Below are 20548 nucleotides of genomic sequence, written 5' to 3' on the forward strand. Positions count from 1 at the left end.
CACATCACTTCTTACGCGCGTATTTCAGTGAATCCAGCGCTACGGCGAAGATAATAATCGCCCCTTTGATGATGTACTGCCAGTATGGGTTTACGCCGATATACGTCAGGCCATAGTTGATGACGGTAAAAATAATTACCCCGGTCACCACGCCAATCACCGTCCCCACACCGCCGCTGAACGATACACCGCCTACCACGCACGCCGCGATAGCATCCAGCTCATACATAAAGCCGAGGTTGTTGGTGGCAGAGCCGATACGTCCGGCTTCTAACATCCCGCCAAAGGCATAGAACACGCCAGACAACGCGTAGATCATCAGCAGGTTCAGGCCGACGTTGACACCAGATATTTTTGCCGCTTCCGGGTTACCGCCAATGGCAAAAATGTTCTTACCGAAGCGGGTTTTGTTCCACAACACCCAGACGAACGCCACCGCAATCAACGCGTAGAAGGTGATGTAAGAGAGACGGAAACTCCCCAGCGCGACAAAGCCCTGAGCAAAGGTAGAGAAGCCACTGTCAAAACCAGAAATTGGCGACGCCCCGACAAAGTCGTAATAGAGCGAGTTGATGCCATAGACGATGATCATCGTGCCGAGCGTGGTAATGAACGGCGTCACGTTGAGATAAGCGATAATCAGACCGTTGATCAAACCGATCACCGCACCAATGGCACAGACAATCAGAATAACCAGCGCAATCGGCATCGTCGCCATTTCCGGGAACACTTTGTTGGCGTTATCCATGGACTGCAATAATGTCGCAGCCACCACTGCCGCCAGCCCTACCTGACGACCAGCAGAAAGATCGGTCCCCTGGGTGACAATTAACCCTGCCACACCGAGCGCGATAATAATACGCACCGATGACTGGGTGAGAATATTACTTAAGTTCAACAGACTTAAAAATGTTGGGTCCTGGAAAATAATAATCGCCAGCAAAACTAAAAGAACGACGTAAATACCGCCCTCTTTCAGGTAAGTAAGAAAACTTTTCTTATTTAACGCACTCATGGGAAGCCCCTAATCTTAAAGGTGCAAAGACGCAAGACGCAGAATTTCGTTTTGCGTTGTTGTTTTTGTATCGACAATTCCGGAAACGAGACCATTGCTCATGACCAGAATACGGTCTGTTATCCCTAACAACTCAGGCATTTCAGAGGAGATAATAATAATCCCCTTGCCTTTCTTCGCCAGTTCGGCAATTAACTGATAAATTTCAAACTTCGCCCCGACATCAATACCGCGCGTCGGTTCATCGAGCATTAATATTTCTGGTTGCGTTAGTAGCCAGCGACCAATAATCACCTTTTGCTGATTACCACCGGAGAGCGAACCAATTTGCGTCCGATGACCCGGCGTTTTTACCCGCATCGAATCAATCACCCACTGGGTATCGCTTTTCATCCGCGAGTTATCCAGTAAACCAACTTTATTTTTGTAGTTGCGAATATTGGAAATTAACGAGTTAAAACCAATATCCAGATAGGCATAAATTCCCGTTGAGCGGCGCTCCTCAGTTACCAGTGCAAATCCGTGGTTTATGGCTTCGTTGGCATTATGGTTATTGATCTGTTTGCCGTGCAACGTAATGGTGCCAGCCGATTTCTCGCGAATACCAAATAACGTCTCAACAATATCGGTACGTTTCGCCCCCACCAGCCCGGCAATACCGAGGATCTCCCCTTTATGCAGATCAAACGAGACATCGCGAATCGACGGCTGGCGCAGTGACGTTAGGTTACGCACCTCGAGGATGACTTCGCCCGGCTTGTTTTCTTTGTCAGGAAAACGCTGATTAAGAGAACGCCCAACCATCATGGCGATGATCTTGTCCATCGTCAGTCCTGCCAGCGGTTCGGTGGCGATCCACTGACCGTCGCGCAATACGGTAACTTCATCACATAACTGGAAGATTTCTTCCATTTTATGCGAGATATAAACAATACCGCAGCCGCGCTCTTTTAATTTACGAATAATAGTGAACAGATGATTGACCTCTTTTTCGGTTAACGAAGAAGTCGGTTCATCCATAATCACAATTTTCGCGTTATAGGAAAACGCTTTGGCGATTTCGATCATCTGCATTTGCGAAACGGATAATGTGCCGACGCGCGCACGCGGATCGATATCAATATCCAGTTCATCAAAAATCGCTTTGGTTTCGCGGTACATTTTGTCCTGATCGACAAACATGCCTTTGGTGGGATATCGCCCCAGCCACATGTTATCCATCACCGAACGTTGTAATACCAGGTTTAACTCCTGGTGTACCATCGAAATACCATTTTCCAGTGCCTCTTTGGCGGAATGGAAATCGATCTCTTTACCCTGGAATAAAATGGTGCCGGAGTCTTTTTGATAAATACCAAACAGGCATTTTAATAATGTCGATTTTCCTGCACCGTTTTCCCCCATTAATGCATGGATAGAATGTGGCCGGACTTTTAAATTAACGTTATCAAGTGCCTTAACACCAGGAAAGGACTTGTTGATACCGCTCATTTCCAACAAGTATTCCCCGGAAGACGGAGTCGTTGAGCTGACCATATAATTTTACCTTGTTGGCCATACAATAAGGGCGCAGTAAACGACTGCGCCCAATCAGTCTTATTTCTTGCTGAATTCAGCCAAGTTGTCTTTATCTACGCCAACATAAGGTACGCGGACCACTTTGTTGTCGATTTTCCAGTTGGTGCCATCAGCCGCACCTTTGCCATCGGCCAGGTTTTTCGCCAGATCAAAGGTCGCTTTCGCCTGGTTGTTAGCATCGTTCAGTACTGTGCCCGCCAGTGCACCGGATTTCACCAGCGCCAGCGCTTCTGGCAGCGCATCGACGCCAAACACCGGAATGCTGGACTTGTTGTGTGCTTTCAGTGCTTCTACCGCGCCCATTGCCATCGCATCGTTGTTGGCGATAACCACTTCGATTTTGTTGGCGTTCGGGCCAGACAGCCAGGCGTCCATCTTATCTTTCGCCTGAGCGGTGTCCCACATTGCGGTATCTAACTGTAACTGTTCAGTTTTGATGCCTTTATCGTTCAATTCTTTAATCACGTAAGTGGTACGTGCTTCTGCATCCGGATGGCCCGGTTCACCTTTCAGCAGTACGAACTGAATCTGACCGTCTTTGTTCAGATCCCAACCCTGATTCGCCGCCCAGTGTTTAGCAATCAAATCGCCCTGAATAATGCCGGACTCTTTGGAGTCAGTGCCAACGTAGTAGGCTTTGTCGTAGCTATCCAGCGCCTTACGAGACGGTTCTTTGTTGAAGAAAACCACCGGCACGTTTTGCCCACGCGCTTTCTCAATCACCGTACCCGCAGCTGCCGGGTCAACCAGGTTGATTGCCAGTGCCTTCACCCCTTTCGCCAGCAATACGTCGATCTGATCGTTCTGCTTGGACTGGTCATTCTGAGAATCATTCATCAGCAGCTGAACATCTGGCGCGGCTTTCGCATCTTGCTCAATAGCCTTGCGCACTACAGACATAAAGTTATCGTCGTACTTATAGATTGTTACACCAATGCGAGTATCAGCAGCGTGTGCAGCGGCACCGAATAACATGCTGGCCATCACAGCAGACAGGGTTAACACCTTCTTATTCATGGTATCTCCGGTTTTTCTTATGCAGGGTAGTGCTTGAGATAAATGCTCGGCGGGGCAGTAGAGTTAATGAAGTGTTACTGAACGCCGAAGCTCACTTTTTAAAATTCGTTCTTCCATGCCCGGTAACGCTCCAGAAAACGGCTTTAATTGTTGTTATGACGCTATTACCTCGGTGAAAGTGATTATTCACTGTTACATACGGGTTACAACATTAAAACGGTGCAATCATAGCTATCACATTGTTAAGATACTGTGAAATCACTCACAGATTGAAAGCGGTTACATCGCCTGATTTGTTGAGTTAGTGATCGCCGCCGCATTCTGGCGCGTTGCGACAGAATGGCGACGCACTAACGTCGGCATAAAACAGTGGCTGGCACGAGGATCAATATTGCCTGCTGCCCCCTGCAAGGCCAGTTCGGTGGCTAATTTAGCCATTGAAGCAATGGGATAACGCACGGTCGTTAATTGCGGGTCGGTGTAACGGGCGATGGGAATATCATCGAAACCGATGATTGAGAGATGTAACGGAATCGCAATGCCATTATCTTTTAATGCTGTCAGTGCGCCAGCGGCCATATTGTCGTTATAAGCAAATACAGCGGTAAGTTGTAGATTGCGCCCCAGCAGTTCAACCATCGCCGCCTCACCGCCCGGCATGTCCGGCGTACCAGTGCCAATCCAGCTTTCCGGCGGAATAATATCCTGCTCTTTCAACGCACTCATCCAGCCTGCTTTACGCATGGCGTCATCTTCAATGCCGTGGCTGGAAGAAAGATAACCAATACGTTGATGACCGTTATTCAGCAACATGCGCGTCGCCATTCGGGCACCGCTGAGATTATCCAGGCAAACGCAACGATGGGCGTACCCCGGCACAACGCGGTTGATTAACACCATACCGGGAATGTTATCCATAAATTGCGCCAGTTCATCGTCACTCAATGCTTTTGAGTGAACAATCAACGCATTACAACGCTGGCGAATTAACACCTCAATGGCGTGACGCTCTTTTTCCGCTTCATGATAGCTATTGCCGATTAGCACGTATTTCTGATGCTGCTGGGCGACCAGATCCACCGCTTTTACCAGCGCGCCGAAAAACGCATCAGAAACGTCCATCACCACCACGCCAATGGTGTCGCTAACCTGAGTTGCCAGCGCCTGGGCATTGGCGTTTGGCCGATAATCCAGCTCACTCACGGCTTTCATTACTGCTTCACGCGTGTCGGCACTGACCAGCGTGCTGTTATTGAGCACCCGGGAAACCGTTGCCACAGAGACGCCAGCCTGACGCGCTACATCACGAATGGTGATCATATTCACTACCTGTTATGAGATTGCAGTAAATGACTGCTTGCTGGCGGCTATTTTGTCAGCACTGAATACAGGACTTCGTGAATCGAGTCACAGCAATGGAAACGGTTACAGCCGTTTTGTTAACGAATGTAATCCAGATCGTTATCTTGATGTTTTAGATATTGCCGGTCCGGCAGCACGCAAAGTTAACTGACGCCAGAGCCATTCCACCGGCCCCTGGCGGAAGTAACGCAGCCAGATAACAGAGAAGAGGATATTCGCCAGCCATACCGGAATAACAAACGCCAGCAGCTCCAGGCGGTCAAAATGCATAAACAAACCGAGGTGGTAAAAAAGCGTGGTACAAATCAGCGTTTGCAATAGATAGTTGGTCAGCGCCATCCGTCCGACGCAGGCGATCGCAAGCACCAGCTTAAAGCGGCTCAATTGCGGCCAGAAGCCATAAAACAGCGACGCATAGCCAATCGCCTGAAACGGCGCACTCAGTTCCCGCGGCATTTGAAGTAAGAAGGCACACCAGCGATACGCCCAGTCCAGCTGCCATTGCAGGGCGATGGCAGGAAGGTTAATGGTCACCCCAATCGCCACCAGCACAAAACCAGTACGACGATAGTGACGTAAGCTGAACTGCCCTTTCAGCCAGCCGCTGCGCATCAGCGCCGCACCAATGAGCATCATCCCTGCCAGTTGCCAGCCATACTGTGCGCCCAGTGCCAGTAAACTGTTGCCAACACCATCGGCACGATTACTGATCGCTTCAACGCCGCCGTGAAGCTTCCAGTATTTTTCATACAAAATAGCCGATGCATCCGGCGTCCAGGCGCGGCTGGTCTGGCTGTCGGAAATCAGCCCCAATAACAGCAAAACGCCAAGCCCCACCAGCCCGTAAGCCAGCAGAATATCGCCGTCCCAGAACAATAAACCGTGAATAAAGCCCAACAAGACTAACAGCGTTAACCGCGACTGGATCCAGCGTCTGCCACGGGGCAGCAACATTTGCAGGCCAGCACCAAACAGCAGCGCAAAAAGCGTGAGGAATTTCACCTGGCCGATGAGATCGAGAAATGCCCAGGTCCATGCATCCTGCGGCGTAATAGCATCGTACCAGGCGGGATTGAGATAAGCCGCCTTTGGTAGCCCAAAGGCGCTGATGTTTAATAGCAGGATCCCCAGAATGGCGACGCCGCGAACAAAATCGAGCGTGACGTTGCGCTCCATGGTTCCTGCCTTTTAATCAGTTGTGATGGCGCACAGCGCGCAGAAACTCGTGGCGCGTATTCTGACTGGATTTGAACAATCCACCAAGAGAGGTCGTTGTCGTGGCACTGGTTGCATCGCGGATGCCACGCGCCTTCACGCAGTAATGCACCGCGTCGATCGAGACAGCCACGTTATTGGTGCCCAGCAGCGTTTGTAGCGCAATAAGAATTTGCTGCGTCAGACGTTCCTGCACCTGCGGACGCTGGGCAAAGAACTGCACGATACGGTTAATTTTTGACAGACCGATCACCGAATCTTTCGGGATATAAGCCACCGTCGCTTTGCCATCGATGGTAACAAAATGGTGTTCACAGGTACTGGTCAGAGTGATATCGCGCACGGTGACCATTTCATCGACCTTCATTTTGTTTTCAATGAGGGTGATTTTCGGGAAATTGGCGTAATCCAGACCGGAGAAAATTTCATCGACATACATTTTAGCGATGCGATGCGGCGTTTCCATCAAACTGTCATCAGCCAGGTCGAGATTCAGCAGCTGCATGATTTCGGTCATATGACCAGCAATAAGGCTTTTGCGCGTTTCGTTATCCATTTCATGCACGGGCGGGCGCAGCGGTGTTTCCAGTCCTCTCGCAACTAACGCTTCATGAACCAGGGCCGCTTCTTTACTGAGTGATGGCATTTATGATTTCTCCTGCAGGTGTGACGCCTCCACCCTGCGTGGGGGCAAAGTTATTAAGCTGATTTACAGCTTGATTATTGTGCGTGAGGCGGCGCACATAATCCAGTATTCACAGCGATAATTATTGTAATTGCCGCTGCCTTTCATCAGCAGATGTTAAAACATCGTTATGCAAATACGGAAGTGAAAGTTACTCACAGCACATTGAATAAACGGTATGATGAAGAAATTGCAAACAACACAACAAGGAGCCACGCATGGAAATGCTCGAAGAGCACCGCTGTTTTGAAGGCTGGCAGCAACGCTGGCGACACGACTCCAGTACCTTAAACTGCCCGATGACGTTCAGTATCTTTCTCCCCCCCCCTCGTGATCACACCCCGCCACCAGTGCTGTACTGGCTTTCCGGATTAACCTGCAATGACGAGAACTTCACCACCAAGGCGGGTGCCCAGCGGGTAGCGGCGGAACTGGGGATTGTACTGGTGATGCCAGACACCAGCCCGCGCGGCGAAAAGGTTGCCAACGACGATGGCTACGATTTAGGCCAGGGCGCAGGCTTTTATCTTAATGCCACGCAACCGCCGTGGGCGACGCATTACCGGATGTATGATTATCTGCGCGATGAATTACCGGCGCTGGTTCAGTCGCAATTTAATGTCAGCGACCGCTGCGCCATTAGCGGTCACTCAATGGGTGGTCACGGTGCGCTGATTATGGCGCTGAAAAATCCGGGTAAATACACCAGCGTTTCGGCCTTTGCGCCCATTGTGAATCCGTGCAGCGTCCCGTGGGGAATCAAAGCGTTTAGCACCTATTTAGGTGAGGACAAAAATGCATGCTGGAATGGGATAGTTGCGCGCTGATGTATGCCAGTAACGCGCAGGATGCGATCCCGACGCTTATCGATCAGGGCGATAATGATCAGTTTCTTGCCGACCAGTTGCAACCTGCGGTATTGGCAGAAGCCGCGCGCCAGAAAGCGTGGCCGATGACGCTGCGTATTCAGCCGGGATATGATCACAGTTACTACTTCATCGCCTCTTTTATAGAGGATCACCTGCGCTTCCATGCGCAGTATTTACTGAAGTGAAAGTCCGCCCGGTTCGCCGGGCATCTTCTCATCAGAAGCGATAATCCACTGCCATAAAGTAACGACGTCCGTCTTCGTTATAGCTGTAGTCGTCACGACTGAGATCCTTGTCGCCAAGGTTCAGCACGCCTGCGCGCAGTTTGACGTCTTTAGTCACCTGCCAGGCCGCGCCGGTATTCCAGATGGTATAACCGCCCGGTGTTTTAGCCGTCGCGCTGTCGGCGCGTTTCTGCCCGGTATAGTGACCAGAAACATAGAATGACCAGTCTTCCAGCGCCAGCGGTTTCCAGTCCAGCGTACCGTTAGCAGTATGGAACGGCAGATCGGATAGCGGTTTGTTTTCGCCGTTGCTGACATCACGACCATCGTTGTAGGTGTAGTTGATCGACAGTTTCCATTCATCGTTGAACGGAATTTTCAGTTCGGTTTCCACGCCCTGAATACGAGCTTTGTTAACGCTGTAGTAGCTAAATACCGGTATGCGCCGTCCGTTAGCGCCCGTCTCAAAACCAACAAAGTTTTGGTAGCCCGGTGCAGCGTTGACGTCAGACGTACGGCTGATGCTGATACGATCTTTCACATCGTTACGGAAAACGATAACGCTGGATTCACCCCCTTCCAGCCAGCCTTCTTCACCCATGTAGTAAAGCCCCAGCTCCCAACTTTCGCTGGTTTCTGGTTTCAGATCCGGGCTACCCACAATCTTACATGCGCCACGGCAGGAATTGCTCGTCCAGTCAGGGCTAAGTTGCAACAGAGAAGGTGCTTTAAATGCCGTCGCCCAGCCCCCTTTCACCGTTACGGTGTCGGTGGCGTTATAAACCATGTAGGCACGCGGACTCCAGTGTTCACCGTAGGTTTCGTGATCGTCCATACGCACGCCGGTCGTCAGCGCCAGCGGCTCGAAGATCCGCCATTCATCTTCCACAAACAGCGCGTACTGGCTGGCAGACGTTTTGGAGCTGGTTCCCCCGGTCAGGTTCACCGCATCGCTAAGTTTGTCGTGACGCCATTCACCGCCAACCGTGAGAAACTGATTAATCGCCGTCAGCGGCAACGTGTATTTGCCGTCGACCGTATTGCTTTCGGAAGTTATCGGGCTGCTGTTGCCAGGGTTTTTGTTCTCGACTTTCTCACCGTAGGATTTCAGTTCGCTGGTGCCGTAATCCCAACGCCCATTATGGCTGACGCAGTAGTTCTGGCGTTCCAGGCGGTTTTTGTCCAGCGAATCGGAATCACGATCCTGACGGTCGAAACCGTATCCGGCAGTAAAATCGTGATTTTGATTCGGTGTCTAGGCAAATTCGACATTGCCGTCGCGGCTGGAGAATCCTTCAATACGCGGCGTTTCTCCGGTATCGGTGGTCGTTGAGTTTTGCGGGTCATCCTTTTCACGTTTTGCCAGGCTGCCGTAAGCTTTCATTCCCAGCACACCATCAATTAATGGTCCACTGGTAAAGAACTGACCGTTATAGGTATCACCGCGATCGCGATGTTCCTGAATGGTGGTATCGACGGTAACGGTACCCGACCATTTCTGACCGATTTTTTTGGTGATGATATTCACTACACCGCCGAGCGCATCGGAGCCGTATAGCGACGACATCGGGCCACGAACCACTTCAATACGTTCGATGGAATCGACCGGGATCCAGTTCAGATCGAAATCATTGTGGCGGAAGACGGCATTGCGGGAGTTAACGCGTTTACCGTCGACAAGAATCAGGGTGTAGCTGCTGTCCAGACCACGAATACTAACGCCCTTACGGTTATCCCCTTCGTTCGTCAGTTGTACGCCAGGCACTTCTTTGAGGACATCCTTCAGATTCTGTACCGGTTTTCGCTGCAGGTCTTCCTGGGTAATGACGCTGATACTGGCGGGTGCATCTTTAAGATTTTGTTCCACGGAAGATGCAGTGACAACCATCGTTTCGCCATCATCATCGACCGCTAACACAGGCCATGCACAAGAAATAGCGGACAAACACAGCCCGACCCGTACGAAAGGGTTCAACCTAAACATTCCATATCTCCATGAGGTAACTACGAAAATAAAATGGGTATCGCTCACATCTTCTTTACGTCCCCTTGCGTACGGCAGCATCGCGGTGGACTTATTTGTATGCAGGTGATCATCCCAGAAAGCCGGAACAGCCTCTGATTTGTCAGCCTTTTTTGATTGCGTCGTAACGATAATGCAAACGATAACAATTATCAATCCAAATGTTAAATTTTATATCCGCATGATTTGTCAGGGAAATGGAATTGAAAAAGCCCTCTCGGTTGAGAGGGCTTAGCAAGGAAGGGAGGAAACTTATTTCTTATCGTTCTGCGGGAACTTCATTTCGCTGTAGCGTACGAAGTGAGTTCCTTTAATCAGCTTGTAGCCGAACCAAATAATCAGGAACAGCGGGATACCAATATACGTTGCCGCTACGCCGCCCCAGTCAATGGTATCTTTCAGGAACGCTTCGTAGTTCTGGCCCAAAGTGATAATCAGACACAGAATGAATGCGAAGATCGGCCCCAGTGGGAAGAAACCTGAACGGTACGGCAGATCGTTAATGTCGTGTCCCTGCAATACGTAACCGCGACGGAAGCGATAGTGGCTAATGGCAATCCCCAGCCAGGCGATAAAACCCGTCATCCCGGAGGTGTTCAGCAGCCACAGGTATACCGTCTGGTTGCCAAACATGGAGGTCAGGAAGCACAAACCGGCAATCACCGTCGTCGCATACAGCGCATTACGCGGCACGCCACCACGCGACAATTTAGCGAAAATGCGCGGCGCTTTACCGTCACACGCCAGGGTGTACAGCATACGAGTAGACGCATACATACCGGAGTTACCTGCTGACAGCACCGCCGTCAGAATAACTGCGTTCATCACCGCCGCCGCAGAGAGCAGACCCGCGTGCTGGAACACCAGGGTGAACGGACTGACGCTGATGTCTTTAACATCGTTACGCAGCAGGCTCGGATCGGTATACGGAATAATCAGGCTGATAATCAGGATCGCGAACACATAGAACAACAGGATTCGCCAGAATACCTGACGTACCGCGCGTGGAATGTTTTTCGCCGGATCTTCGGACTCGCCTGCAGCAATACCGATCAGCTCGGTTCCCTGGAAAGAGAAGCCGACAATCATAGCTACGCCGATCATCGCCGCAAAACCACCAGCAAACGGCGCTTCGCCGATTGTCCAGTTGCTCCAGCCCGCAGGCTGCGCGCCTTTGAAGATACCGATAATCATCAGCACACCAACGATGATAAAGACAATAACTGTCGTGACTTTGATCAGTGAGAACCAGTATTCCGCTTCACCAAAGCCGCGAACAGAGATGTAGTTCAACAGGAAGATAACGCCGAGGAACAACGCACTCCAGATCCAGCCCGGTGTATCCGGGAACCACCAGCTCATGACCAGCTGTGCTGCAACCAGGTCAACGGCAATAGTCACCGCCCAGTTGTACCAGTAGTTCCAGCCCAGCGCGAAGCCAAAGCCTTCTTCAACATAGTTCTGACCGTAAGTGGCAAACGAACCGGAAACCGGCATATATGCAGCCAATTCACCGAGACTGGTCATCAGGAAGTAAACCATCAGGCCAATCAGCATATACGAGAGCAATGCCCCGCCCGGACCTGCCTGAGAAATCGTTGCGCCAGAGGCAACAAAAAGACCTGTACCGATGGAACCGCCAATGGCAATCATCGTCAGGTGACGCGCCTTTAATTCACGGCGTAAGCCCGGCGCTTCTGTAGTTTTAGTTTCGGAACCCATACAAAAATGCTATCCATCTTAAAAATGATGGCGCGATTGTAGCAGACGATTGGCAATCCTTCCGGCAGAAATACACGGTTATAAGACACCTTCATGATCGCCCAGGGATTATAAGTAAAGCAGCCAATCTCTTTTCTGGCGAATGCATGCTGAAGGCGCTGCGTCACGAAATCGACACAGCACCAGCATGTTCTTGTACAGCAACTTAACGCGGCACATTTGCGGGATCGCAATAGTCCAGAAAGCGCCGTAGCGCGTTGGAAAGGTGTTTTTGCCGATGATGTATACGCCACAACGTACGCATCAGGCGCGGCAGAGGGACCGCAACTTCACTTAATGTGCCTGCCTGCAATTGATCTTCAATCACACGTCGCGACAGGCAACTAATTCCCAACCCATGACGCACCGCATGTTTGATTGCCTCGGAGTTACCTAATTCCATCGCCATCTCAAACTTCGGTAAATGTGACAGCAACAGATAATCGACAATATCCCGCGTGCCGGAACCGCGTTCACGCAGGATCCACGGCGCAGCGGCCAGCTGTTCTAAGGTGACCGGACCACGAGCCAACGGCGAAGTCGGCGCGGCGAAAACCACCAGCTCGTCTTCCAGCCACGGTTCAGAAATGATTTCAGTGCTGTGGCACGGTCCTTCAATAAAGCCAATATCAACGCGGAAATCCAGCACCGCTTGCATCACGTCCTGGCTGTTCCCAACGCTAAGTTCAATCGGCAACTGCGGATAATCATGGCGATAACGGGCGATAACTGCAGGCAGAATGTAGTTACCGATGGTACTACTGGCATAGATACGAATCGCGCCGTTGTCTTCGCGAAACAGTTGTTCGATTTCAACCGCCTGTTCAAGCAGTGCCAACGCTCGCGGATAGAGCAGCCGCCCGTGTTCATTAACAACCAGTCTTTTCCCCACGCGATCAAACAGTTGAACGCCAAGCTGCCCTTCCAGGTCAGTCAAGGCTGCGCTCACTGCTGATTGCGACAACGCCAGCATCACCGACGCCTGGGTGGTTGATCCACTTTTCAATACTTCTGCAAAAACTTCCAACTGCCGGAGGGTGATGTGCATAGTCGCTTACCACTTATAAAGATTAATTATAAATATATAATCAATTTTATTTTTAAACCAGTTAGTCGTAACCTTATGCCCGGTTAAAGGAGAGGGTTATGACGAATATCACCTTACAGAAACAACATCGTACACTGTGGCATTTTATTCCGGGGTTAGCCCTGAGTGCAGTTATCACCGGGGTCGCCCTGTGGGGTGGTTCCATTCCCGCGGTTGCGGGTGCCGGGTTTAGTGCCCTCACCCTCGCAATCTTGTTGGGGATGGTTTTAGGCAACACCATCTATCCGCACATCTGGAAAAGCTGTGACGGTGGTGTGCTGTTTGCCAAGCAATATTTATTACGTCTGGGTATCATTCTTTATGGCTTCCGTCTGACGTTCTCGCAAATTGCCGATGTCGGTATCAGTGGGATCATCATTGACGTGCTGACGCTGTCCAGTACCTTCCTGCTGGCTTGCTTCCTGGGGCAGAAAGTGTTTGGTCTGGATAAGCACACCAGTTGGTTGATCGGTGCCGGTAGCAGTATCTGTGGTGCTGCCGCGGTACTGGCGACTGAGCCGGTAGTGAAAGCGGAAGCCAGTAAAGTAACCGTGGCTGTTGCAACCGTTGTTATCTTCGGGACCGTCACGATTTTCCTCTACCCGGCGATATATCCGCTGATGTCTCAATGGTTTAGTCCGGAAACTTTCGGTATCTACATTGGTTCTACTGTGCACGAAGTGGCGCAGGTGGTGGCGGCAGGTCATGCCATCAGCCCGGATGCAGAAAACGCAGCAGTTATTTCCAAAATGCTGCGCGTGATGATGCTGGCTCCGTTCCTCATCCTGCTGGCGGCGCGTGTTAAACAGCTGTCTGGGGCGAACAGCGGCGAGAAAAGCAAAATCACTATTCCGTGGTTTGCCATCTTGTTCATCGTAGTTGCCATCTTTAACTCGTTCCACCTGTTACCGCAGAGCGTGGTGAACATGCTGGTAACGCTGGATACCTTCCTGCTGGCAATGGCGATGGCGGCGCTGGGTCTGACCACTCACGTCAGCGCGCTGAAAAAAGCTGGGGCGAAACCTCTGCTGATGGCACTGGTACTGTTTGCCTGGCTGATTGTTGGTGGTGGTGCGATTAACTATGTGATTCAAAGCGTCATCGCATAAACCACTACTTCTTGCTCCTGTTAACCCGCTATCATTACCGTTTTCCTCCAGCGGGTTTAACAGGAGTCCTCGCATGAAATACATTGGAGCGCACGTTAGTGCTGCTGGCGGTCTGGCAAATGCCGCAATTCGCGCCGCCGAAATCGACGCAACCGCGTTTGCCTTGTTCACCAAAAACCAACGTCAGTGGCGTGCCGCACCGCTCACGACGCAAACCATCGATGAATTCAAAGCCGCCTGTGAAAAATATCACTACACATCGGCGCAAATTCTTCCCCACGACAGTTATCTGATCAACCTCGGACATCCGGTCACTGAAGCTCTGGAAAAATCGCGCGATGCCTTTATAGATGAAATGCAGCGTTGCGAACAACTGGGGCTTTCTTTGCTCAACTTCCACCCTGGCAGCCATCTGATGCAGATTTCAGAAGAGGATTGCCTTGCGCGTATTGCCGAATCCATCAACATTGCGCTGGATAAAACTCAAGGTGTAACAGCGGTGATTGAAAACACCGCCGGTCAGGGCAGTAACTTAGGGTTTAAATTCGAACATCTCGCGGCGATTATCGACGGCGTGGAAGATAAATCCCGCGTCGGCGTCTGCATTGATACCTGCCATGCTTTCGCTGCCGGGTATGATTTGCGTACTCCAGCCGAATGCGAAAAAACGTTCGCTGATTTTGCCCGTATTGTCGGCTTTAAGTATTTGCGCGGGATGCACCTTAACGATGCGAAAAGTACCTTTGGCAGCCGCGTTGACCGCCATCATAGCCTCGGTGAAGGCAATATCGGTCATGATGCGTTCCGCTGGATTATGCAGAACGACCGTTTCGACGGCATTCCGCTGATCCTTGAAACCATCAACCCGGATATCTGGGCAGAAGAGATCGCCTGGCTGAAAGCGCAACAAACTGAAAAAGCGGTAGCCTGAAGATAAATAACCGGGAAAAGGAGATCCTTGCAATTTTACGGCGTAACCCGCTGATTCAGCAGAACGAAATTGCGGACATGCTGCAAATCAGTCGTTCGCGCGTTGCGGCGCATATTATGGATTTAATGCGCAAAGGCCGGATTAAAGACAAAGGTTACATTCTCACCGAGCAGGAATACTGCGTAGTGGTGGGGACAATCAATATGGATATTCGCGGGATGGCGGATATCCATTACCCGCAAGCGGCTTCTCATCCCGGTACAATTCATTGTTCGGCAGGCGGCGTTGGACGCAATATCGCCCACAATCTGGCGCTGTTAGGCCGTGACGTCCATTTGCTTTCAGTGATTGGCGATGACTTTTATGGCGAAATGCTCCTGGAAGAAACGCGCCGTGCCGGCGTGAATGTCTCCGGCTGCGTTCGTTTGCATGGTCAAAGCACATCGACGTATCTGGCAATTGCCAATCGAGACGATCAAACCGTGCTGGCAATTAACGATACCCATCTGCTGGAACAGTTGACACCGCAACTACTGAACGGGTCGCGCGATTTACTTCGTCATGCGGGCGTGGTACTGGCTGATTGCAACCTGACAGCCGAGGCGCTGGAATGGGTCTTTACCCTCGCTGATGAGATCCCGGTGTTTGTCGATACCGTTTCAGAATTCAAAGCGGGCAAAATCAAACACTGGCTGGCGCATATTCACACCCTGAAACCCACTTTACCGGAGCTGGAAATTTTATGGGGACAGGCGATCACCAGCGATGCTGACCGTAATGCCGCAGTGAATGCATTGCATCAGCAAGGTGTTCAGCAACTGTTTGTTTATTTGCCCGATGAGTCAGTTTATTGCAGCGAAAAGGATGGTGAACAATTTTTGCTGACTGTGCCAGCGCATACGACGGTAGACAGTTTTGGTGCTGACGATGGTTTTATGGCGGGTCTGGTATATAGCTTTCTGGAGGGAAACAATTTCCGTGACAGCGCCCGTTTTGCGATGGCCTGCGCGGCAATTTCACGCGCCAGCGGCAGCTTAAACAACCCTACCCTGTCTGCCGATAACGCGCTGTCATTAGTGCCAATGGTGTAACAATGTTGCCGGATTCGACGCTTGACCGCATCTAATCCGGCTCATAAATTGCACACTACGCTAAACCAATAAAGAACCCGGCAATGGTGGCACTCATCAGATTAGAAAGTGTCGCCGCCGCCAGCGCGCGTAAACCAAGCTGGGCGATTTCCGGCGCACGGTGTGGCGCAACCGCAGAAAACGCCCCCACCACCACCCCGATAGAACCAAAGTTAGCGAAACCGCACAACGCGAAGGAAATAATCGCCACGGTTTTAGCATCCAGAGTGCCAGCCGTTTGCAGATAGGGTGAGAAATTGAGATAAGCGACAAATTCATTTATTGCCAGTTTCTGTCCAATCAAACTCCCGGCAAGATTTGCATCACTCCAGTCAACACCCATTACCCACGCAAGTGGGGCCAGCAGGTAACCTAAAATGGACTCCAGCGAGGCATGTTCAAAACCAAACCAGCCGCCAACGCCGCCGATAATACCGTTAATTAACGCAATGATGGCGACAAATGCCATAACAACTGTCGCTACACCGGCGGCGATTTTCAGCCCGGTCATTGCCCCTGTCGCATCGGCTTCAATAATGCTTTTTGGCGGTGTTTCGGTGAAAGAGAGGTTATTAAAAGAAACCTGCGAAGATTCCGTAGCCGGGCTTAACAGGCGGGCAAACAAGATCCCGCCAGGGATCGCCATTAACGATGCCGCCAGCAAATATTCCACAGGTACGCCCAGTGCGGCGTAACCAATCATTGTCGAACCAGCAATCGAGGCCATGCCACTACAAATCGCTGTAAATAATTCATTGCGATTCAGACGATCGATAAAGGGTTTGACGATCGCCGGAATTTCGTTTTGCCCGAGGAAAATGGTGGTGACCGCGACGAATGACTCGATCTTGCTGATATTTAAAGCTTTCTGGAAGATACCGCCGAGAATGCGAATTAAGATCCCCATCACACCGATGTAGTAGAGAATACTCACCAGTGCAGTGACGAAGATAATTGCCGGTAATACCCTGAAACCAAAGATAAATCCTGCGCCATCAAATAAGGTATCCATTTTCGGTCCGACCAGAGAACCGAAGATAAATGCGCTACCTGCGTCGCTGTACGCCATCACTTTGTGGACGCCAAAAGCGACTTTTTCTGCGACCCAACGCCCTGGCGGTAACCAAAGCATAATCCCGCCAATCACGACCTGTAACACTAACGCCGCGCCAACGGTACGCAGGCTGATCTTCTTCTTGTTTACTGACAGTAAAAACGCAATTGCCAGCAGTACCACCATTCCCAGAACACTTCTCATGACATCCATAGTGATTATCTCTTCATGTCATTTTGGGCGACGGCTTTCTGCCCATCAGAAATAGCCGGGCCTGCATCTTGCGATACTGTCCCGGCTTGTTATCAACACTTAATGGGTTTTGATGTAGCCGCGCACGCACTCTTCGACTAAGCCCCAGAACCAGTCGGTATCAATAGTGATGCCGACTTTGGTATTAGCGGGCTTGCCAAGAACGCCCAGTTCGTCGCAGACCGTACGCCCGTAGCAAGGGCCGCTGTTGACGTCCACTTCGACGTACATATCCTGGGTTTTAATGCCATCAGGGTTGATCAGATAACCAATGCAGGTGGCGTCATGCACCGGGCCGCCAGCCAGGCCGTAGTATTCGAACTGCGTTTTGAGAGTGAAGTTCATGATGTCGCTGAACAGCTCTCCGGCAGGGCCGCCTACCCTTTCCATCCGAGCAATTACATCCGGGGTGCAAACGGTCTGGTTGGTAAGATCGAGGCCCATCATCACTAATGGAACGCCGGAGGTGAACACCACGCGGGCGGCTTCCGGGTCGGCAAAGATATTGAACTCGGCAGATGGGGTGAAGTTGCCTGTACCGTAAGCGCCGCCCATTAGCACAATTTCACGGATTTTGGGCAGGATTGCGGGTTGCATACGCATTGCCACCGCGATATTTGAAAGCGGACCAACCGGCACCAGAGTGATATCGCCATCGCTTGCCATCAGGGTATCGATGATATATTTCACCGCATGGGTACTTTCTGCCTGGCGGGTCAGCGGCTCGAATACCGGGCCATCCAGTCCGGTTTCACCGTGAATATTATCGGCAACGATTTGTTTACGCATAATGGGTTGCGGCATCCCCGCATAAACCGGAACATTAATCTCCAGTTTCTGGCAAACATTCAGGCCATTAATTAATGTTTTATCAAGCGTCTGATTACCCGCTACAATAGTGATGCCTAATAAATCTATTGCCGGATGTTTCGCTGCCATCATCATTGCAATAGCATCATCATGACCCGGCTCACAATCCAGAATAATTTTTCTCTTTTCCATTGTTTATTTCCTCTGTTTCCAGTTGCGTTATTTTTTTCTACAGCAAAGAAAATTCGACCGGGCCAATGATTGAATCTTAACAACAGCGTACGTATGCTAAATATGAGAAATCTCATAGCGGATAAACATCGTGAAAGAAATCCACAATAATGACCTTAAGCAGCAATTGATGAGTGAATCTGCGTTTAAGGATTGCTTTTCAACGGATGTTTCAGCCGATACGCGGCTGTTTCATTTTTTAGCGCGTGACTACATTGTGCAGGAAGGGCAACAGCCGTCATGGCTGTTTTATCTGACGCGAGGCCGCGCCAGGCTTTACGCCACGCTTGCCAATGGTCGCGTGTCGCTGATCGATTTCTTTGCCGCTCCCTGTTTTATTGGCGAGATTGAGTTAATCGACAAAGACCATGAACCGCGTGCGGTGCAGGCTATTGAAGAGTGTTGGTGCCTTGCGCTCCCTATGAAACATTACCGTCCGCTGTTATTAAACGACACCCTATTTTTACGAAAACTTTGCGTCACCTTAAGTCATAAAAATTATCGTAATATTGTTTCTTTAACTCAGAATCAATCATTTCCGTTAGTGAATCGCCTGGCAGCATTTATATTACTCTCACAAGAAGGTGATCTTTATCACGAAAAGCATACGCAAGCGGCAGAGTATTTAGGCGTTTCTTATCGACATCTTTTATATGTTCTCGCGCAATTCATTCACGACGGTTTATTAATTAAAAGAAAGGATATCTAATTAAAAACAGAAAGCAGTTGTCAGGACTGGCGCTGGAGATGGACCCGGAGAATAAATTCTCCGGGATGATGCAGTAAAAATTATTTGCAATAGCGCGATTGCCGGATGCAACGCTTAATACGTTTTATCCGGTCTACAAATCGAGCATTACGCCAGACCAATAAAGAACCCGGCAATAGTCGCACTCATCAGGTTGGAAAGCGTTGCTGCTGCCAGCGCCCGTAAACCAAGCTGGGCGATTTCTGGAGCACGTTTTGGCGAAATAGCCGAAAATGCGCCAACGACAACACCGATAGAACCAAAGTTAGCAAAACCACAAAGCGCAAAGGATATAATCGCCACGGTTTTCACTTCCAGCGTGCCGCCCGTTTGCAGGTATGGGGAGAAACTCAGGTAAGCGACGAATTCGTTAATCGCCAGTTTCTGCCCAATCAGGCTACCAGCAAGGTTGGCATCACTCCAGTCCACACCCATGATCCACGCCAGCGGTGCCAGCACATAGCCAAAAATACTTTCCAGAGAGGCATTGGCGAAACCAAACCAGCCGCCAATTCCGCCGATAATGCCGTTGATCAGCGCAATAATTGCGACAAACGCCATTACCACCGTCGCTACACCAGCGGCGATTTTCAGCCCGGTCATCGCACCGCTCGCCGCCGCTTCGATAAAGCTTTTTGGCGGCGTTTCGCTGAACGACAGATTTTCAAATGTGACCTGCGAAGGCTCGGTTGCCGGGCTAAGAATACGTGCAAACAAAATACCGCCGGGGATCGCCATCAGCGATGCCGCTAACAGGTAGTCAATTGGTACGCCCATTCCGGCATAACCAATCATCACCGAACCAGCAATGGACGCCATCCCGCTACAAATTGCGGTAAACAACTCGTTGCGATTCACGCGATCGATAAACGGTTTAACGATCGCCGGGATCTCATTTTGCCCGAGGAAAATAGTGGTAACCGCAACAAAAGATTCGATTTTGCTGATGTTGAGGGCTTTCTGGAAAATGCTGCCAAGGATGCGAATCAGCAGCCCCATCACGCCAATGTAGTACAGCAGACTGATGAGCGCAGTAACGAAAATAATCGCCGGAAGTACGCGAAAGGCGAAGATAAAACCCGCACCGTCAAACAGGACATCCATTTTCGGCCCAACCAGCGAACCAAAAATGAAGGCGCTACCGGCATCACTGTAAGACATCACTTTATGAACGCCTAATGCCGCCTGTTCTACTGCCCATTTTCCCGGTGGGAAGTAGAGCATGATGCCACCAATAGCGATTTGCAGCAGCAGTGCGGCTCCAACCGTGCGCAAACTGATGCTCTTTTTATTCACTGACAACAGAAATGCTATTGCCAGTAACACCACCATCCCCACAACACTTCTCATTATATCCATAATGATTTTCCCTTCATGCCAGTAAACCCGGCGTCAGCGCCAGGTTTTGGTATGCTTGATGAGTACGGGCGACGGCTTTCTGCCCGTC

14 protein-coding genes and 3 pseudogenes are annotated in these 20548 nt (G+C 50.6%); 5 read left to right on the forward strand and 12 right to left on the reverse strand.

Annotation, left to right across the window (positions count from 1 at the left end; all coding sequences use genetic code 11):
* Nucleotides 1-4 precede the first annotated feature (4 nt).
* The 6 genes from mglC to folE form a co-directional block, all read right to left on the reverse strand.
* Nucleotides 5-1015 carry a galactose/methyl galactoside ABC transporter permease MglC gene (mglC, locus tag ABZJ92_RS06810; RefSeq protein WP_001275115.1) on the reverse strand — a complete coding sequence of 337 codons (1011 nt, stop codon included), beginning with the start codon at nucleotides 1013-1015 and terminating at the stop codon, nucleotides 5-7.
* 15 nt (nucleotides 1016-1030) lie between these two features.
* Nucleotides 1031-2551 (reverse strand): galactose/methyl galactoside ABC transporter ATP-binding protein MglA, encoded by a 1521-nt coding sequence (mglA, locus tag ABZJ92_RS06815; RefSeq protein ID WP_000255039.1) that lies wholly within the window; start codon nucleotides 2549-2551, stop codon nucleotides 1031-1033.
* 60 nt (nucleotides 2552-2611) lie between these two features.
* Nucleotides 2612-3610, reverse strand: a complete 999-nt coding sequence (gene mglB, locus ABZJ92_RS06820) for a galactose/glucose ABC transporter substrate-binding protein MglB (protein WP_001036964.1) — start codon at nucleotides 3608-3610, stop codon at nucleotides 2612-2614.
* Between the two features lie 279 nt (nucleotides 3611-3889).
* On the reverse strand, nucleotides 3890-4930 hold the full coding sequence (gene galS, locus ABZJ92_RS06825) for an HTH-type transcriptional regulator GalS (RefSeq protein ID WP_000628659.1): 1041 nt from the start codon (nucleotides 4928-4930) through the stop codon (nucleotides 3890-3892).
* A gap of 141 nt (nucleotides 4931-5071) precedes the next feature.
* The gene (yeiB, locus tag ABZJ92_RS06830) at nucleotides 5072-6148 is read right to left on the reverse strand and encodes a DUF418 domain-containing protein YeiB (protein WP_000440871.1); all 1077 of its coding nucleotides are present in this window, start codon (nucleotides 6146-6148) and stop codon (nucleotides 5072-5074) included.
* A 16-nt stretch (nucleotides 6149-6164) separates the two neighbouring features.
* Nucleotides 6165-6833 (reverse strand): GTP cyclohydrolase I FolE, encoded by a 669-nt coding sequence (folE, locus tag ABZJ92_RS06835; protein WP_001139613.1) that lies wholly within the window; start codon nucleotides 6831-6833, stop codon nucleotides 6165-6167.
* 257 nt (nucleotides 6834-7090) lie between these two features.
* On the opposite strand from folE, the pseudogene yeiG reads away from it, so the two are divergent.
* Nucleotides 7091-7926, forward strand: a pseudogene (yeiG, locus tag ABZJ92_RS06840) (S-formylglutathione hydrolase).
* Between the two features lie 31 nt (nucleotides 7927-7957).
* Here the strand turns inward: yeiG and cirA are convergent.
* The 3 genes and pseudogenes from cirA to yieE form a co-directional block, all read right to left on the reverse strand.
* Nucleotides 7958-9949 (reverse strand): annotated as a pseudogene (cirA, locus tag ABZJ92_RS06845) (catecholate siderophore receptor CirA).
* A gap of 291 nt (nucleotides 9950-10240) precedes the next feature.
* Nucleotides 10241-11710 (reverse strand): lysine-specific permease, encoded by a 1470-nt coding sequence (gene lysP, locus ABZJ92_RS06850; RefSeq protein ID WP_000534384.1) that lies wholly within the window; start codon nucleotides 11708-11710, stop codon nucleotides 10241-10243.
* A gap of 205 nt (nucleotides 11711-11915) precedes the next feature.
* Nucleotides 11916-12797 carry a DNA-binding transcriptional regulator YeiE gene (yieE, locus tag ABZJ92_RS06855; RefSeq protein ID WP_000548291.1) on the reverse strand — a complete coding sequence of 294 codons (882 nt, stop codon included), beginning with the start codon at nucleotides 12795-12797 and terminating at the stop codon, nucleotides 11916-11918.
* Nucleotides 12798-12895: 98 nt separating this feature from the next.
* Here yieE and ABZJ92_RS06860 point away from each other — a divergent pair, with 98 nt between their 5' ends.
* The 3 genes from ABZJ92_RS06860 to ABZJ92_RS06870 all read left to right on the forward strand — a co-directional run bounded on the left by ABZJ92_RS06860 (nucleotide 12896) and on the right by ABZJ92_RS06870 (nucleotide 15967).
* Nucleotides 12896-13945: a YeiH family protein gene (locus ABZJ92_RS06860; protein ID WP_353765432.1), complete on the forward strand. Its 1050-nt coding sequence runs from the start codon at nucleotides 12896-12898 to the stop codon at nucleotides 13943-13945.
* Between the two features lie 73 nt (nucleotides 13946-14018).
* On the forward strand, nucleotides 14019-14876 hold the full coding sequence (gene nfo, locus ABZJ92_RS06865; RefSeq protein ID WP_000873892.1) for a deoxyribonuclease IV: 858 nt from the start codon (nucleotides 14019-14021) through the stop codon (nucleotides 14874-14876).
* 2 nt (nucleotides 14877-14878) lie between these two features.
* Nucleotides 14879-15967 (forward strand): sugar kinase, encoded by a 1089-nt coding sequence (locus ABZJ92_RS06870; protein ID WP_001064964.1) that lies wholly within the window; start codon nucleotides 14879-14881, stop codon nucleotides 15965-15967.
* Between the two features lie 55 nt (nucleotides 15968-16022).
* Here ABZJ92_RS06870 and ABZJ92_RS06875 read toward each other — a convergent pair whose 3' ends face one another.
* Complete coding sequence (locus tag ABZJ92_RS06875) at nucleotides 16023-17273, reverse strand: NupC/NupG family nucleoside CNT transporter (protein WP_000382946.1); 1251 nt, start codon at nucleotides 17271-17273, stop codon at nucleotides 16023-16025.
* Between the two features lie 99 nt (nucleotides 17274-17372).
* A complete protein-coding gene (rihB, locus tag ABZJ92_RS06880; RefSeq protein WP_000415462.1) occupies nucleotides 17373-18314 on the reverse strand; it encodes a ribosylpyrimidine nucleosidase in 942 nt (313 codons plus the stop codon).
* Nucleotides 18315-18444: 130 nt separating this feature from the next.
* On the opposite strand from rihB, the pseudogene ABZJ92_RS06885 reads away from it, so the two are divergent.
* Nucleotides 18445-19139: pseudogene (locus ABZJ92_RS06885) on the forward strand (transcriptional regulator YeiL).
* Between the two features lie 70 nt (nucleotides 19140-19209).
* Here the strand turns inward: ABZJ92_RS06885 and ABZJ92_RS06890 are convergent.
* Nucleotides 19210-20460, reverse strand: a complete 1251-nt coding sequence (locus ABZJ92_RS06890; RefSeq protein WP_000353886.1) for a NupC/NupG family nucleoside CNT transporter — start codon at nucleotides 20458-20460, stop codon at nucleotides 19210-19212.
* Nucleotides 20461-20548 lie beyond the last annotated feature (88 nt).

The organism is Shigella sp. FJ200513, assembly GCF_040495915.1.
GTDB lineage: Bacteria > Pseudomonadota > Gammaproteobacteria > Enterobacterales > Enterobacteriaceae > ECMA0423.

Excerpts from the sequence above, each read along its gene's own strand:
- galS (WP_000628659.1), bottom strand. The coding sequence starts at position 4,930 with ATGATCACCATTCGTGATGTAGCGCGTCAGGCTGGCGTCTCTGTGGCA.
- mglA (WP_000255039.1), bottom strand. The coding sequence starts at position 2,551 with ATGGTCAGCTCAACGACTCCGTCTTCCGGGGAATACTTGTTGGAAATG.
- yieE (WP_000548291.1), bottom strand. The coding sequence starts at position 12,797 with ATGCACATCACCCTCCGGCAGTTGGAAGTTTTTGCAGAAGTATTGAAA.
- yeiB (WP_000440871.1), bottom strand. The coding sequence starts at position 6,148 with ATGGAGCGCAACGTCACGCTCGATTTTGTTCGCGGCGTCGCCATTCTG.
- mglC (WP_001275115.1), bottom strand. The coding sequence starts at position 1,015 with ATGAGTGCGTTAAATAAGAAAAGTTTTCTTACTTACCTGAAAGAGGGC.
- rihB (WP_000415462.1), bottom strand. The coding sequence starts at position 18,314 with ATGGAAAAGAGAAAAATTATTCTGGATTGTGAGCCGGGTCATGATGAT.
- ABZJ92_RS06860 (WP_353765432.1), top strand. The coding sequence starts at position 12,896 with ATGACGAATATCACCTTACAGAAACAACATCGTACACTGTGGCATTTT.
- mglB (WP_001036964.1), bottom strand. The coding sequence starts at position 3,610 with ATGAATAAGAAGGTGTTAACCCTGTCTGCTGTGATGGCCAGCATGTTA.
- ABZJ92_RS06875 (WP_000382946.1), bottom strand. The coding sequence starts at position 17,273 with ATGGATGTCATGAGAAGTGTTCTGGGAATGGTGGTACTGCTGGCAATT.
- folE (WP_001139613.1), bottom strand. The coding sequence starts at position 6,833 with ATGCCATCACTCAGTAAAGAAGCGGCCCTGGTTCATGAAGCGTTAGTT.
- nfo (WP_000873892.1), top strand. The coding sequence starts at position 14,019 with ATGAAATACATTGGAGCGCACGTTAGTGCTGCTGGCGGTCTGGCAAAT.
- ABZJ92_RS06890 (WP_000353886.1), bottom strand. The coding sequence starts at position 20,460 with ATGGATATAATGAGAAGTGTTGTGGGGATGGTGGTGTTACTGGCAATA.
- lysP (WP_000534384.1), bottom strand. The coding sequence starts at position 11,710 with ATGGGTTCCGAAACTAAAACTACAGAAGCGCCGGGCTTACGCCGTGAA.